We start from the raw sequence: 13342 nt of genomic DNA, 5'->3' as shown, positions 1-13342 counted from the left end.
CATGAAACGGAATGATGTCCAGGACGACACGCTCGCCAGACTTCACCCCATCGCGCGATCCAGCGCCGAATCGTTTCGCGCGGGTCGGCTCAGCCGACGGGAGTTCCTCAGCATCGCCACCGGCGTCGGCGTTTCCGCGGCTGGGGCCTATGCGCTCGGCGGGCTCGCACCCGGCCTCGCCCGGGCCGCGGAAGGCAGGAAGGGCGGAGTTCTGCGAATCGAGATGGAAGTCCAGGCGATGAAGGACCCGCGCACCTATGATTGGGGCTCCCTCGCCAACGTCACACGCCAATGCTGCGAATATCTGGTGCGCTGGAAACGCGACTTCACCTTCGAGGGCCGGCTGCTGGAGAGCTGGGAGGTGAGCGACGATGCGACGACCTATACGCTCAACTGCCGCAAGGGAGTGATGTGGTCCAACGGCGACGAATTCGGCGCCGAGGACCTGGTCTTCAATATCGCCCGCTGGTGCGAAAAGGACGTTCCCGGCAACTCCATGGCTTCGCGCATGGGCGAGCTGGTGGACCCCGACACCGGCAAACTCCGCGAAGGCGCGCTGGAGATCGTGGACGACCACACCGTGATCGCCCACCTACCGACGCCGGACATCACGCTGGTCGCCGCCATGGCGGACTATCCCGCGCTGGTCGTGCACCGCAGCTATGGCGGCGGCGCGTCGGCGGAGGAAATCTGCGCCGTCACCACCGGCCCTTACGAACTCGTCGCCTACGAGACCGGCGTTCGGGCCGAAGTGCGCCGGAAAAAGGACCACGAATGGTGGGCCGGCGAGCCATATCTCGACGGGATCGAGTGGATCGATTTCGGGACCGACACGACGGCGATGATCAACGCTCTCGAAGCCGGCGAGGTCGATGGAAGCAATGACACGCCGCCCTCCGCGCTCGAACAGCTGGACGCGATTGGGATGCTGAGATCCGAAATCGCCACCGGTCAGACGATCGTGGCGCGGATGAACGTCGCCAACCCGCCCTATGACGACAAGCGTGTCCGGAATGCGCTTCAGCTCGCCGTGGACAACAACATCGTCCTCCAGCTCGGCCTCGACGGCGCCGGGGAGCCGGCGGAGAACCACCATGTCGGTCCCGTGCATACCGAATACGCCCCGCTGCCGCCAATCTCCCGCAATGTCGAAAGGGCGCTGGCGCTGCTGGAGGAAGCGGGGCATCGAGACACCGAGTTCGAGTTGATCTCGATCGACACCGACTGGCGGCGCGACACGTCCGACGCCATCGCCGCGCAGCTTCGCGACGCGGGGATCAAGGTCAAGCGGACGATCATCCCCGGCGCTACATTCTGGAACGACTGGACGAAATACCCGTTCTCCACGACCAACTGGACCGGCCGGCCGCTTGGCGTTCAGGTGCTCAACCTCGCCTACAAATCCGGAGGGTCCTGGAATGAAACCGCGTTCTCGGATCCGGAGTTCGACGCGCTGCTGGAGAAGGCCTCTGCGACACCCGATGTCGAAGCGCGGCGCGCGATCATGGCCAAGCTCGAAGCAAGGCTGCAGGACGCGGGAATCATCATCCAACCCTATTGGCGCAAGATCTATCTGAGCTATCGCGAAGGCGTCCACGGCTACGAAAAACACCAGTCGGACGAGATGCATCTCGAGGAGGTCTGGCTGGAAAGTTAGGCGTAAGCGCGCGCGCGACACCCGGGATGATGCGATGACGATCTTCCTGATCCGGAAGCTCGGCGCGATGTTGCTGACGATGTTCGCGCTGACGCTGATCGTCTTCACGCTGGTCAACCTGCCGGGGAACCTCGAGAAGCTCGCGAAATCGGAAGCCAACAACCGGATGAGCGACGCCGAGGTCGTCGTCTGGCTGGAAAAGGAAGGGTATGAGCGGCCTTTCCTCACTCGCTACGGCGAATGGATGGCCGGCACGGTTCAGGGCGACATGGGCTGGAGCCGGCAGTTCCGCAAACCCGTCTCAGAGGTAATCGGCGAGCGCCTCTATCATACCGGGATATTGATGTTCTGGGTGATGATCGTGATGGTGCCCTCGGCGTTGGCGCTCGGCGTCCTCGCCGGCATGCGTGAGGGTTCGCGGCTGGATCGCGGCCTTTCTTTCGCTGCCATCACCTCAACCTCCGCCCCGGAATACGTCACCGGGATCATCTTCACCGTCATCTTCGCCAGTTCGCTCGGCCTCCTGAAAGGCGTCGCGCGGGCGGGGGACGTGACATTCGAGAATTTCGCGCTGCCGGTGATGACGACAGCGATCTACGGCATGGGATACATCGCGCGGATGACTCGCGCGTCGATGGCCGAGGTGATGACGGCGCAATATATCCGCACCGCCCGGCTGAAAGGGGTCGCGTTTCCTGGCATCGTCCTGAAACACGCGATCCGCAACGCGATGATCGCGCCCTTCACGGTCATCATGCTTCAGTTCCCATGGTTGCTGACGGGTGTCGTGATCGTCGAATCCATGTTCAACTACAAGGGCTTCGGTTGGACGCTGGTGCAGGCGGCGGGAAACAACGACATTGACCTTCTGCTCGCGATTTCATGGGTTGCGGTGGTTCTGGTTCTTGTGACGCAGCTCATATCCGATATCGGTTACGTCTACCTGAACCCGCGGATACGGGTGCGATGAGCGCGGAGCGCCAGCCATGACGCCCGAATTTATCGGCCCGGCGGAGATTGTTCTGCTTTCCATATTCCGCTTCTGGCCGGCGCTGGCGGCGCTGGCGGCGGCGCTGGGCCTGCTCTACGCGCTGCGCGGCCGCATCGGCCTTATGGGGCTCATCTTTCGCTCGCGGGTCGGAACGGCCGGTCTCGTCATCGTCCTCTTCTGGATATTCGCAGCCATCTTCGCCGACTGGATCGCGCCGATGGGACCGCTCGATCAGTCTTTCACCTTCGGCATCAAGAAATCGCCGCCGGGCGCGATCGACGCGGAGACCGGGACCGTCTTTCTCTGGGGCGCCGACAACCTCGCCCGCGATGTCTTCAGTCGAGTCGTATATGGCGCGCGGATCGTCCTGATCATTGCGCCGGCTGCGACGCTGATCGCTTTCATGGTCGGCGCGACGCTCGGCCTGCCGGCCGGTTACAGGCGCGGCGCGGTCGACGCAGTCGCGTCGTTTCTCGCCAATCTCGTCCTCGCCTTCCCGCTGATCCTGCTCTTTTACCTGCTGGTGACGCCAGAAGTGCGGGCGCCGACAATGCACCACGTTCTCGGCTTCACCATCCCGTGGTCGATCCCGATCGCGATGGCGGCGCTGTTCTTTCTCTTCCCGGTCGGGTTTCTGATGCTCGCCTGGATCACCCGCTTCGGATCCGATCCGTTGCGACTATCATTGACGGTCGCGCCGACACTGCTGGCCGCGCTTTGGCTTTATCCGGGGCTCGTCTTCGGCGCCGACTGGTCGCCGATCAGGCTCGATCCGAACGAGCTCAACGTGTTCGCCGCCGTCGTGCTCGGCTCCAGCCCCGGCGTCTTTCGCATCGTCCGGGGCCTCACCATGGACATTAAGACCCGCGACTATGTCGCCGCCGCGCAGACCAGGGGCGAAAGCACCTGGTATGTTCTCCTCTGGGAGATTCTGCCGAACGCGCGCGGGCCGCTGATCGTCGATTTCTGCCTCCGTATCGGCTACACGACGATCCTTCTGGGCACACTCGGTTTCTTCGGCCTCGGGCTTGAACCGGAGAGCCCTGACTGGGGCTCGATGATCAATCACGGCCGGTCCTTCGTGCGTCTCGCCTCGACGACGCATATGGCGCTCGCCCCGGCGATCGCTCTGATGACGCTGGTGCTCGGCCTCAACCTGATGGCGGACGGGCTGCGCGAACAGTCAATGAGGGACTGAGCGACGAGCGGAACGCCAGCCACCCTCCGGACGAACACATCTTGCGGTCGGACCGCCATGGCCCCGCCTGCCCCCAATGATGTCCGGACGGCGACTGGCGAGGTCCTCGCTTTCGGAAGCGATCCAGCGCATCAAGGCCGCTGTCGCTGAACAGGAGAAAACGACATGCCGAACTACGAACGCATCCTCCTCACCGGCGCCGCCGGCCGTCTCGGCTCGGTGCTGCGTCCCGGCCTTGCGCATCTGGCCAAGAAGATCCGGCTGGCGGACCGCGAACCGCTTGGCGACCTGAAGCCGAACGAGGAAGCGGCGATCTTCGATCTCGCCGACATGGAGGCGACGATCGAGGCCGCGAAGGATTGCGACGCCATCGTGCATTTCGGCGGTGCGCCACATGAATGCGTCTGGGAGACCGTGCTCGATTCCAGCATCCGCGGCTCCTACCACATCTACGAAGCCGCGCGGCGACACGGGGTGAAGCGAGTCATCTACGCCTCTTCCGTGCACGCCATCGGTTATCACGAGGTGGAGGCGCAGATCGGCGTCGACGCCCCGCCCCGCCCCGACAGCCTTTACGGCGTCTCGAAATGCTTCGTCGAAAGCCTCAGCCGGCTCTACTGGGACAAGTTCGGAATCGAGACCGCTTGCCTGCGCATATTCTCATCCTTTCCAGAACCCGCGGATCGGCGCATGCTCTGGTCGTATCTCTCCTTCGCGGATTGCGTCCGCCTGGTGGAGGCGGCGCTGACCGCGCCGCGCGTAGGGCACACGATCTCCTTCGGCATATCCGACAACAAGGTGAAGCCGGTGGACAACAGCGGCGCGAACCATCTCGGCTTCACGCCACTGGACAGCTCGGAGCCGGCCCGCGAGGGCGTGGAGGGACGCACGCCGGTCCCCGATCCGCTCAGGCCCTCTGTCAGATATCTCGGCGGCTGGTTCTGCGAGCTTGGCCACCCCGACGACAAACCCGCAGAATGAAGCGCAGGCCGGGCCTCTCGCCCCATTTCGCGATGGTCTGGCGACCCCGAGAGGATTCGAACCTCTGACCTGCCGCTTAGGAGGCGGCTGCTCTATCCTGCTGAGCTACGGGGCCGTCGAGCCGTGTTTATGCGGCGGGGGGCGCGGGCTTGCAACCGGGTTACGCCGGCCTAGTTCTAGAAACGGCGCCGCTATGTCCGGGGCCTTCGGCGCCGTCGCGCTGTGATGAAAGACGGCGAGTTGACGGAAACTGGAGGCTAGACGATGGGACGCCCGACCATTCCGAGGATCTGTTTCGGCTGGCTGACCGCTTTCGCGCTCGCCGCCTGTTCCGCGCCGGGCGGGCCGCCTGGCTCCGAGCCGCAGACCGCGTCGGCGCGTAGCGCGTCCGAGCAGCGGATCGGGGCGCAGAACCATCCGAAGATCGTCGCCGAGTTCGGCGGCGAGGTGCAGAACCGGGCGCTCCGCGCTTATGTCGATGGAATTGGACGGCGTCTCGTGGCGCAGACCGAGCAGCCAAACGCGCGCTGGACCTTCACCGTGCTCGACAGCCCGGTGGTCAACGCCTTCGCGCTGCCCGGCGGCTATGTCTATGTCACGCGCGGACTGATCGCGCTGGCGAATGACGAGGCCGAGCTCGCCGGCGTGATCGGCCATGAGATCGGCCACGTCGTCGCCGCGCATTCCGCCCAGCGGCAGACGCAGGCCGGGCTCGCGCAGATCGGTGCGCTCGGCGTGTCCCTTCTCGGCGCGGCCGCCGGGCTTTCGGGTCAGGCGCTGAACACCGTCAGCCAGCTTGGCTCCACGCTGGGACAGGGCTATGTCGCGTCCTATTCGCGAACCCAGGAGTTCGAGGCCGACCAGCTTGGCGTGCGCTATCTCGCGCGGGCCGGGTACGACCCGCGCGCGGAGGCCGATTTCCTCGCCAATCTGCAGGCCGAGGCGCGGCTGCAGGCGCAGATCGCCGGCGGCGGCTACAACCCGAACCGCGTTGACTTCTTCTCCACCCATCCGGCGACGCCAGAACGCGTGCGGGAGGCGACCGCTGCGGCCGAACGTCAGGTGGACGCCGCCGGCGCGCTGCGCAACCGGGCGCGGTTTCTCGATGCGATCTCCGGCATGGTTTATGGCCACAGCCCGGATCAGGGCGTTGTCGACGGGCGGCGCTTCAGCCACGCCGCGCTCCGATTCAACTTCACCGCGCCGACGGGTTTCCGCATTAGGAACACCGCCGCGAAGGTGATCGCGACCGGACCGCAGGGTTCTGGAATCATCTTCGATGGCGATCGGAGCGGCGGCGGCGCGATGGACGACTACATCGCCAGGGCATGGGCGCCCGAGATCGCCCGTCAGACCCGCGCCGGTCAGCTTCAGAACCTTCGGCGCAGTCGGATCGGCGGGCTGGACGCGGCCTCGGCCGTCCTGCCCGTCCAGACTGGCGATGGAGTCAAGATTCTTCGCATGACCGCGATTCGCGACGGCGGCTCGGTCTGGCGTTTTCTCGGCGTGCAGCCGACGGGCGCGGATCGCCTCGGCGCGCGGATGGATCAGGCCGCGGCCAGTTTCAGGAAACTGACGGCGGCGCAGGCGCGGCGCATCTCCGCGCAGCGGATCGAGATCCACACCGTCGCGGCCGGAGAAACGCCCGCGAGCCTGGCGCGTCTCACCCCGTTCCGCAACCGGGCGGTCGAGCGGTTCAGGGTGCTGAACGGTCTCGGCCCGCGCGCCGGGCTCCGCCCCGGACAGAAGGTCAAGCTGGTGCGGCGCTGACCGGCGCGCGCCTCAGTCGAACACCTCGTCCGGCCCGACCCCCCAGATTTCCGGCTTCGCGATCCAGCCGCTGTCGCCCTTCGTCTCGACTTCGCACCAGTTCCTGACGCACTTTTCGACGGAGAGGATCACCCCCGCCTCCGCGAGCGCAACGAGATTCGCACCCGGCTCCGGCCCCTCGCGAAGGGCGGCGCGCGGCGCGGTGACGACGGCGGAGCGGCTGCCGCGCAACATGGCGAAATGCACCCAGCCACCGGCGTCGTCGACGTCGCGCACCCGGCGCCAGTGGCCGAATTCGGCGGTGATCTCCAGTGGCATTCCCCGGCGCATGAACACCCAGTCGACGCGATGCGTGAGACCCGGGCCGCGCCGGATATTGGCCTTGTCCGTCTTCAGGCTAACGAAACGCGGCAGCGGAAGGTTCGTAACCGGACCGAGTGTCTCCGCCCGCGCCCCGGCGGCGGTTTCACCCCCCGCCATCGGCCCCAGCGCCATCAGCGCCATCGCCACGGCGAACGCCGCGCCTCTCGCCCCGTTCATGCTCGCCCTCGCGTCCGGATCGGTTTCTTGTGCCGTCTCAACGCATACAATATCACCAGTTCGTTCGCTTGTCGCAACCGGAGGCGCAGCCCATGACCGACCGACCCAAACACCGCCTGTCGGTCACTGTCACCCGTCGCCTGCCGGAGCCGGTGGAGACACGCCTGCGAGAACTTTTTGACGTGACGCTGAACGAGAGCGACACGCCGATGGACGCCGCCACGCTTGGCGCGGCGATGAAGAGCGCCGATGTCCTGGTGCCGACCCTGACGGACGAGATCGACCAGAAGCTGCTGGCGCAGGCCGGCGAGCGGCTGAAGCTGATCGCGAATTACGGCGCCGGGTTCGACCATATCGACGTCGAGACCGCGCGGCGGCGCGGCGTTCTCGTCACCAACACGCCCGGGGTTTTGACGGAGGACACCGCCGACATGACCATGGCGCTGATCCTCGCGGTGCCGCGCCGGCTGGCGGAGGGCGTGGCGCTGATCCAGTCCGGCGAATGGGGCGGCTGGTCGCCAACCGCGCTCACGGGGCGACGGGTGACGGGGAAACGCCTCGGCATCCTCGGCATGGGCCGGATCGGCCAGGCGGTGGCGCGCCGGGCGCGCGCCTTCGGGATGCAGGTGCATTACCACAACCGCCGCCGGCTGCATGGCGACATCGAAGCCGCGCTGGAGGCGACATACTGGGAGAGCCTAGACCAGATGTTGGCGCGGATGGACGTGGTGAGCGTCAACTGCCCGCATACGCCGGCGACCTATCATCTCCTGAACGCCCGGCGGCTGAAGCTGCTCAAGCCGACCGCCTATCTCGTCAACACCGCGCGGGGCGAGATCGTGGACGAGAACGCGCTGACGCGGATGCTGGTGCGGGGCGAACTGGCCGGCGCCGGCCTCGACGTATTCGAACGCGCGCCGGCGGTGAACCCGAAGCTTATGGCGCAGCCAAACGTGATGCTGCTGCCGCATATGGGCTCGGCGACCGAGGAAGGCCGAATCGAGATGGGCGAGAAGGTCATCATCAATATCAAGACCTTCGCCGACGGTCATCGCCCGCCCGACCAGGTGCTGCCGTCCATGCTTTGAGGCCGCCGCCCACGGCGCGTCCGGTTCCCGATCAACTCTCCGGCGGCGTGTGTCGCCGCAGAAGCCCCGTCTGTGAGAACATGAAGACAAGCGTGACCACGGGGCTGCCGAAGGTCTTGAAATTGACCCAGAAATCCTCGGAGAAACCGCGCCAGATCACCTCGTTCAAAATCGCCATGAACAGAAAGAAAAGCGCCCAGCGACGGGTGAAGGCCATCCAGCCTTCGTCGGTGAGCGGCAGAAGCTCCCCCATCAGGAATTTCAGATAGGACCGGCCGCGTAGCAGCCCCCATCCGAGCATGACGGCGAAGATCAGGTTCACGATGGTGGGCTTCATCTTGATGAAGGTCGCGTCGTTCAGCCAGATCGTCAGCCCGCCGAATACCACGACGACGACCGCAGTCACCGCCGCCGTGCGCGGCAAATGACGCGTCATCGCCCAGGAGACGCCGAGCGAAAGGAGAATCGCCGGGATGAAGGCGATGGTCGCCACAACCACGCCCTCGTAGCTTTCGCCGAAAAGCGTCAACGCCTCGTCCGAATAGGCGCGATAGGTGAGAAAGAATATCGCCAGCGGCCCGAACTCCAGGCCGAGCCGGAGATAGGGGTTGATTTCTCTTGTGCTCATGGAAGCGCCCCTTAGCGGAAAAGCGGCGGCGCGGAAAGCCGGACAGCGGACGCCTCACGTCGTATTTTCCGCCGCTTCGCTCAGCCGAACTCCACCAGCATCGCGCCAAGGCCGATCAGCGCCATCAACCCGGCGCGAAGCGGGCCGACCTCCTCCTTCAGGAAGAGCCAACCGATGATCGCGGCGAAAACGACCGACGTCTCGCGCAGCGCCGCCGCCTCGCCGACTTTGTCGAGCCGGGTCGCCATCATCACCGCGCCGAAGCTGACGCACGCGATCAGCGCCCCAACAAAGCCGAGTCTCAGCATCGGCATGAGCGGCGGGCGCGACGGACGGCGCCGCCAGAGAATGAAGGCGAGGATCGGGAAGAAGAACCCGTCGGCGACGAAGAACCAGAAGAGAAAGGAGAACGGGTTCTCCGCCAGTCTTATGCCCCAGGCGTCGTAGGTGGTGTAGAGCGCCGTGAAAAGACCGGTGAAAAGCGCGAGGATCAGCGCGTTGAGCAGCGTCTCCCGCCCCATTGTCACCCGACGGAGATTGACCGCCGCCAGCGCCATGATCGCCAGCGAAAGCAGCAGCACCCCGCCCCATTGACCGAGCCGGAAGCTCTCGCCGAAGACCACCCCGGCGAAGACGACCGTCGCAAGCGGACTGACCCCGCGCACCACCGGATAGACCACCGTGAAGGCGCCCCGCGCATATGCGGCGGCGAGCAGAAGCTTGTAGCAGGAGTGGATCACGAAGGCGCCGAAGAAGACCGGCGCCAGTTCCAGCGACGGCAGCGGAAAGACGAATAGCGCGATCGGCAGCGCCATCAGGAAGTACCAGATATCTATGGCGCCCCTGATCAGCCAGGGGTCGACTCCCCTGCCCTTCTGGATCGCGCCGAATACAGCGTGAGCGAGCGCGGACGTGAGCGCCAGCGCAGTCGCGACCGCCGCGCCGGTTTCCGTTCCCTCGATCGCTCCGACCCAATCGGCCAGCATCGGCGCCTCTCACCGCGCCTCCACCGGCGCATCCAAGATGGCGCTTACAGGAAAGTCGCTGCGCAAGCACGGCATAGCGGCCATGCTTCAGCCGGGCGGACTGCCGCGGAGCGTCCGAACATGGCTCGTTACGCTCCGCACCTCCCTTGACGCTGATTGGTCCCGGCTCAGTGCTCGTAGACCGGATCGCGCATCAACTCCCAGCCAGCGGTCTCGCGTCGGCGCGCACGCACGGACGACCGCCCGGTCGCGCGCCGGCTTTCGTTTGTCGGATGGTCGATGGCGTATGCTTCCGCCCTGGCCGGAATCACATCGAGCGCCAGATCCATCACGGATTCCGGCGCGTGCATTTCTTCTTTGGTCATAGCCCCAACTCCACAACACTTCACATGCCAGCCACCACATCAGCTAGCCCCCGCATTATGGCGTATTTGAGGAGAAAGTAACGTGATATTTCTTACATTCGTGAATCGAGGCCGGTCAGCGCCGCCGCAAACTCCTCCGGATCGAAGGGCGCGAGGTCGTCGATCTGCTCACCGACACCGATGGCATGGATCGGCAGACCAAAGCGATCCGCCAGCGCGACCAGCACGCCTCCTTTCGCGGTGCCATCAAGCTTGGTCATCACGAGACCGGAGACCGCGGCGATCCGCCGGAAGATATCGACCTGTGAAAGCGCGTTCTGTCCGGTCGTTGCGTCGAGGACGAGCAGCGTGTTATGCGGCGCCTCCGGATCCTTTTTTCGGATCACGCGGACGATCTTCTCCAACTCAGCCATGAGGTCGGCGCGATTCTGCAGCCGCCCGGCCGTGTCGATCAGCAGAATATCCGCCGCGTCGCGTTCCGCCCGCCCCATCGCCTCGAACGCGAGCGAGGCGGGGTCGGACCCTTCGGGCGCGACCATCACCGGCACGCCGGCCCGGTCCCCCCAGATCTGCAACTGCTCGACCGCCGCCGCGCGGAACGTGTCGCCGGCGGCGATCACCACGGATTTTCCCGCGCCCTTGAGTTGGCTGGCGAGCTTTCCGATCGTCGTCGTCTTGCCGGAACCGTTCACACCGACAACCAGCACGACCTGCGGCTTTTTCCCGTAGAGCGGCAGCGGCCGGGCCACAGGCGCGAGGATGCGCGCGACCTCCGCCGCCAGCGCCGACTTGATCTCCGTCGCGTCGAGCCGCTTTCCAAAGCGGCCCTCGGCCATCGCGGCGGCGACGCGCATCGCCGTCTCGACGCCCATGTCCGCCGAAATCAGAAGCTCCTCCAACTCGTTCAGCATCGCGTCGTCGAGCACGCGGCCATGCTCGGCCCCGCGTCCGGAAACAGCCCCCGCAAGACGCGCCGCGAGGCCGGGTCTTGGCGCGTTGGGTTCGGGTACCGTCTTTGACGCCGATTCGACGGCGGCCGGCGCAGGGGGGTCGGCGGCGATCAGCGTCTCCACCCCCTCGTCAAGCTTCGAGGAGGACTTCCTCAGCCGGGCCTTCAGCTTGGAAAAGAAACTCATCGGCGGGCCAACGCCTCCATCCATCGGGTCGATGGCCCCTGATAGCGTCTCGCTCAAAGCTTGACCACCGGGCGCGGACGCCGGCGCCCGGCTCATCCGGCGCCGCGTCGCCAACGGATACGGTAGAGCCTGAACCTGCCGTATTTCTTCGCCGCATCGACCTCGCCGACATATTCGGGATGGGCGGGACTTTCGCGATCAAGCGCGAGTTCGGCGGCGAACTCCTCTGTGACGAAGATGCGGCCGGCGCGGGTGATCGGCTCGATCCGCGCAGCGCGGGCGACTGCCTCGCCAAAATAGTTGTCGGCGCCGGTCACCGGCTCGGCCAGAGGATAGACCATGCCGAAATGCAACCCGAGCCGAATCGCCAGATCGGGCGGCAGCCCATGACCCGCGAGATCGAGCGCGCGCATCCGATCCTGGAGGGCGAGCGCGAACACCGCCGCCGCCGCCGCCGTGTTGAAAACCGCGAAGACACCGTCGCCCCAGGTGTTGACGAAGACGGCCGCCCCGGCCCGCGCCGCCGCGTCGTCGAGCGCGGCGCGCACCGCACCCATGACAACGGCGACGAATTCGGGAAGACGGGCCTCGTTCAGCTTTGAGAAGTTTTTAACGTCGCCAAAAACCAGCGCGCGGGCGGCGCGATTTGGGCTGGCCGCGTCTCGCGACGGCGGCGCAGGCGGGCGGGTGCCGAGATCGGAGACGTTCACGATGTGCTGCGCACGCCCGGTTCGCCGCCACATCTCGCCGTCCGCCGCCGCGCCGGCCGGGCCTGTCGCCGGCGTCCCGTCCCAGACCAGAAGCTGCTCCGCAGGGCCAAACGCGCGCTCCGCTCGCAGGATCGCGGCGCCCATCGCGAACCGCGAGACCGCGTTGAACGCATGATCGTCGCCGGGCACCGGCTGCTCCGCCGTCAATTCGATGAGTCGGCAGCGCGGATGCCTGAGACAGGCGCGCGCTCGCTCCTCCCACGCAGCGCCGGCCGGGCGGATCGAAGCGGCGAAGAAGGCCTTCTTCGCGAACGGGAGATAGACATGCGCGTCCCGACCGTTCGCCAACGCCCATTCGGTGACGATGACGTCGGCGCCCGAGGCGAGCGAGCCGAAAACGGCTGAAGGCCCAATTTCGGTCAGCTTCTCGCCGATCCGCCGCGTCAGTTCGGCCTCGTTCGACGCGAGAATGCGGCCGTGGCGCGCGCCCTTCGGCGCGATCATGTGGCCAGCGTGGTGGAGCGCGGGTCCGGGCCGCAGAATATCCAGCGCCGGATGGTCCGGCGCGATTCGGGTGAGCTGTCTTAGCGTCGTGGCGCGCGGCCCGACGCCCGCGCCGGGTCGCGCGACCGCCTCGCCAAGCGCATCGCCCACCGCCGTCGCCGGCGCGCCGGTGGCGAGCAGATACTCCGCCCGCGTCGCCCAGCTCCAGTAGGTGTCTTCCGGGCGGCCGCGCCCCAACCGCTCCACGGGTTCCGCCACCGGGCCCATGTCGCCGATCAGCCGCGAAAGCGTGATCGCGTTGATCGCGTTATACTCGTATTGCTCGCGATTCGGCGCCGGCCCGTCCGGGTCATGCCCGAACGTGATATCGAGATAGAGATCGCGGCTCTCGCGCATGAGGCGGGCGCTCGCGCCCTCGTCCTCCGCCTCGAAGCCGACATCCTTCAGAAGCCGCGCGCGGAGCGAACGCGCAAGCCCGTCGCCAGTAGCGAGACCGTATTCCTCGTATTTCTCGCGCGCTTCCTCCAGCGAAGCCATGCGGGCGAGGACGATCACCTCCTCGGTCCGGATCGCGCGGCGCTCACCCTCGTCAGCGGCCTCGGGCGCGGCGGCGCGGGCGAGGTCCACTGCGGCCAGCAATTCGCCTTCGACCGCGAGGGCGCGGATTCGGGCGACGGCGTCAGATCTGTCCATGGCGTATGAAGATCCGGCGTGCCGGTCATTACGTCAAGCGGCGCCAAGTGCGGACAGGCCGCGCGCGGCCGCGATGCGAGAGGCGCGACACCGAA

Annotated in this window: 12 protein-coding genes and 1 tRNA gene; 6 read left to right on the top strand and 7 right to left on the bottom strand. The window is 66.3% G+C overall.

Annotated features, from left to right (window positions below):
* The first annotated feature begins 1 nt into the window (after position 1).
* The 4 genes from G5B40_RS19945 (at position 2) to G5B40_RS19930 (ending at position 4827) form a co-directional block, all read left to right on the top strand.
* Positions 2-1657, top strand: a complete 1656-nt coding sequence (locus G5B40_RS19945) for an ABC transporter substrate-binding protein (protein ID WP_165102583.1) — start codon at positions 2-4, stop codon at positions 1655-1657.
* A 34-nt stretch (positions 1658-1691) separates the two neighbouring features.
* The gene (locus G5B40_RS19940; RefSeq protein WP_165102580.1) at positions 1692-2627 is read left to right on the top strand and encodes an ABC transporter permease; all 936 of its coding nucleotides are present in this window, start codon (positions 1692-1694) and stop codon (positions 2625-2627) included.
* A 16-nt stretch (positions 2628-2643) separates the two neighbouring features.
* Positions 2644-3846, top strand: coding sequence for an ABC transporter permease (locus G5B40_RS19935; protein WP_165102578.1), 1203 nt, complete (start codon positions 2644-2646; stop codon positions 3844-3846).
* Between the two features lie 165 nt (positions 3847-4011).
* Positions 4012-4827, top strand: coding sequence for an NAD-dependent epimerase/dehydratase family protein (locus G5B40_RS19930; RefSeq protein WP_165102575.1), 816 nt, complete (start codon positions 4012-4014; stop codon positions 4825-4827).
* A 38-nt stretch (positions 4828-4865) separates the two neighbouring features.
* Here the strand turns inward: G5B40_RS19930 and G5B40_RS19925 are convergent.
* Positions 4866-4942: transfer RNA gene (locus G5B40_RS19925), tRNA-Arg, on the bottom strand.
* A 149-nt stretch (positions 4943-5091) separates the two neighbouring features.
* Here G5B40_RS19925 and G5B40_RS19920 point away from each other — a divergent pair.
* Positions 5092-6597, top strand: coding sequence for a M48 family metalloprotease (locus G5B40_RS19920; protein ID WP_165102573.1), 1506 nt, complete (start codon positions 5092-5094; stop codon positions 6595-6597).
* Positions 6598-6609: 12 nt separating this feature from the next.
* Here the strand turns inward: G5B40_RS19920 and G5B40_RS19915 are convergent, their stop codons facing one another.
* Complete coding sequence (locus tag G5B40_RS19915) at positions 6610-7137, bottom strand: SH3 domain-containing protein (RefSeq protein ID WP_165102570.1); 528 nt, start codon at positions 7135-7137, stop codon at positions 6610-6612.
* A 92-nt stretch (positions 7138-7229) separates the two neighbouring features.
* Between G5B40_RS19915 and G5B40_RS19910 the strand changes: the two genes are divergently transcribed.
* The gene (locus G5B40_RS19910; protein ID WP_165102568.1) at positions 7230-8225 is read left to right on the top strand and encodes a 2-hydroxyacid dehydrogenase; all 996 of its coding nucleotides are present in this window, start codon (positions 7230-7232) and stop codon (positions 8223-8225) included.
* Between the two features lie 31 nt (positions 8226-8256).
* On the opposite strand, the gene G5B40_RS19905 is transcribed toward G5B40_RS19910, so the two are convergent.
* The 5 genes from G5B40_RS19905 to G5B40_RS19885 form a co-directional block, all read right to left on the bottom strand.
* Positions 8257-8853 carry a septation protein A gene (locus G5B40_RS19905; protein ID WP_165102565.1) on the bottom strand — a complete coding sequence of 199 codons (597 nt, stop codon included), beginning with the start codon at positions 8851-8853 and terminating at the stop codon, positions 8257-8259.
* An 80-nt stretch (positions 8854-8933) separates the two neighbouring features.
* Positions 8934-9836: a DMT family transporter gene (locus G5B40_RS19900; protein ID WP_165103892.1), complete on the bottom strand. Its 903-nt coding sequence runs from the start codon at positions 9834-9836 to the stop codon at positions 8934-8936.
* A gap of 170 nt (positions 9837-10006) precedes the next feature.
* The gene (locus G5B40_RS19895) at positions 10007-10204 is read right to left on the bottom strand and encodes a hypothetical protein (protein ID WP_165102562.1); all 198 of its coding nucleotides are present in this window, start codon (positions 10202-10204) and stop codon (positions 10007-10009) included.
* 92 nt (positions 10205-10296) lie between these two features.
* Positions 10297-11340, bottom strand: coding sequence for a signal recognition particle-docking protein FtsY (gene ftsY / locus G5B40_RS19890; RefSeq protein ID WP_165102559.1), 1044 nt, complete (start codon positions 11338-11340; stop codon positions 10297-10299).
* A 92-nt stretch (positions 11341-11432) separates the two neighbouring features.
* The gene (locus tag G5B40_RS19885) at positions 11433-13247 is read right to left on the bottom strand and encodes an adenylate/guanylate cyclase domain-containing protein (protein WP_165102556.1); all 1815 of its coding nucleotides are present in this window, start codon (positions 13245-13247) and stop codon (positions 11433-11435) included.
* Positions 13248-13342: the final 95 nt, after the last annotated feature.

The organism is Pikeienuella piscinae (genome assembly GCF_011044155.1).
GTDB classification, from domain to species: domain Bacteria; phylum Pseudomonadota; class Alphaproteobacteria; order Rhodobacterales; family Rhodobacteraceae; genus Pikeienuella; species Pikeienuella piscinae.
Note: the sequence above shows the minus strand (reverse complement) of the source record. Positions and strands in the feature narration are given on the sequence as shown.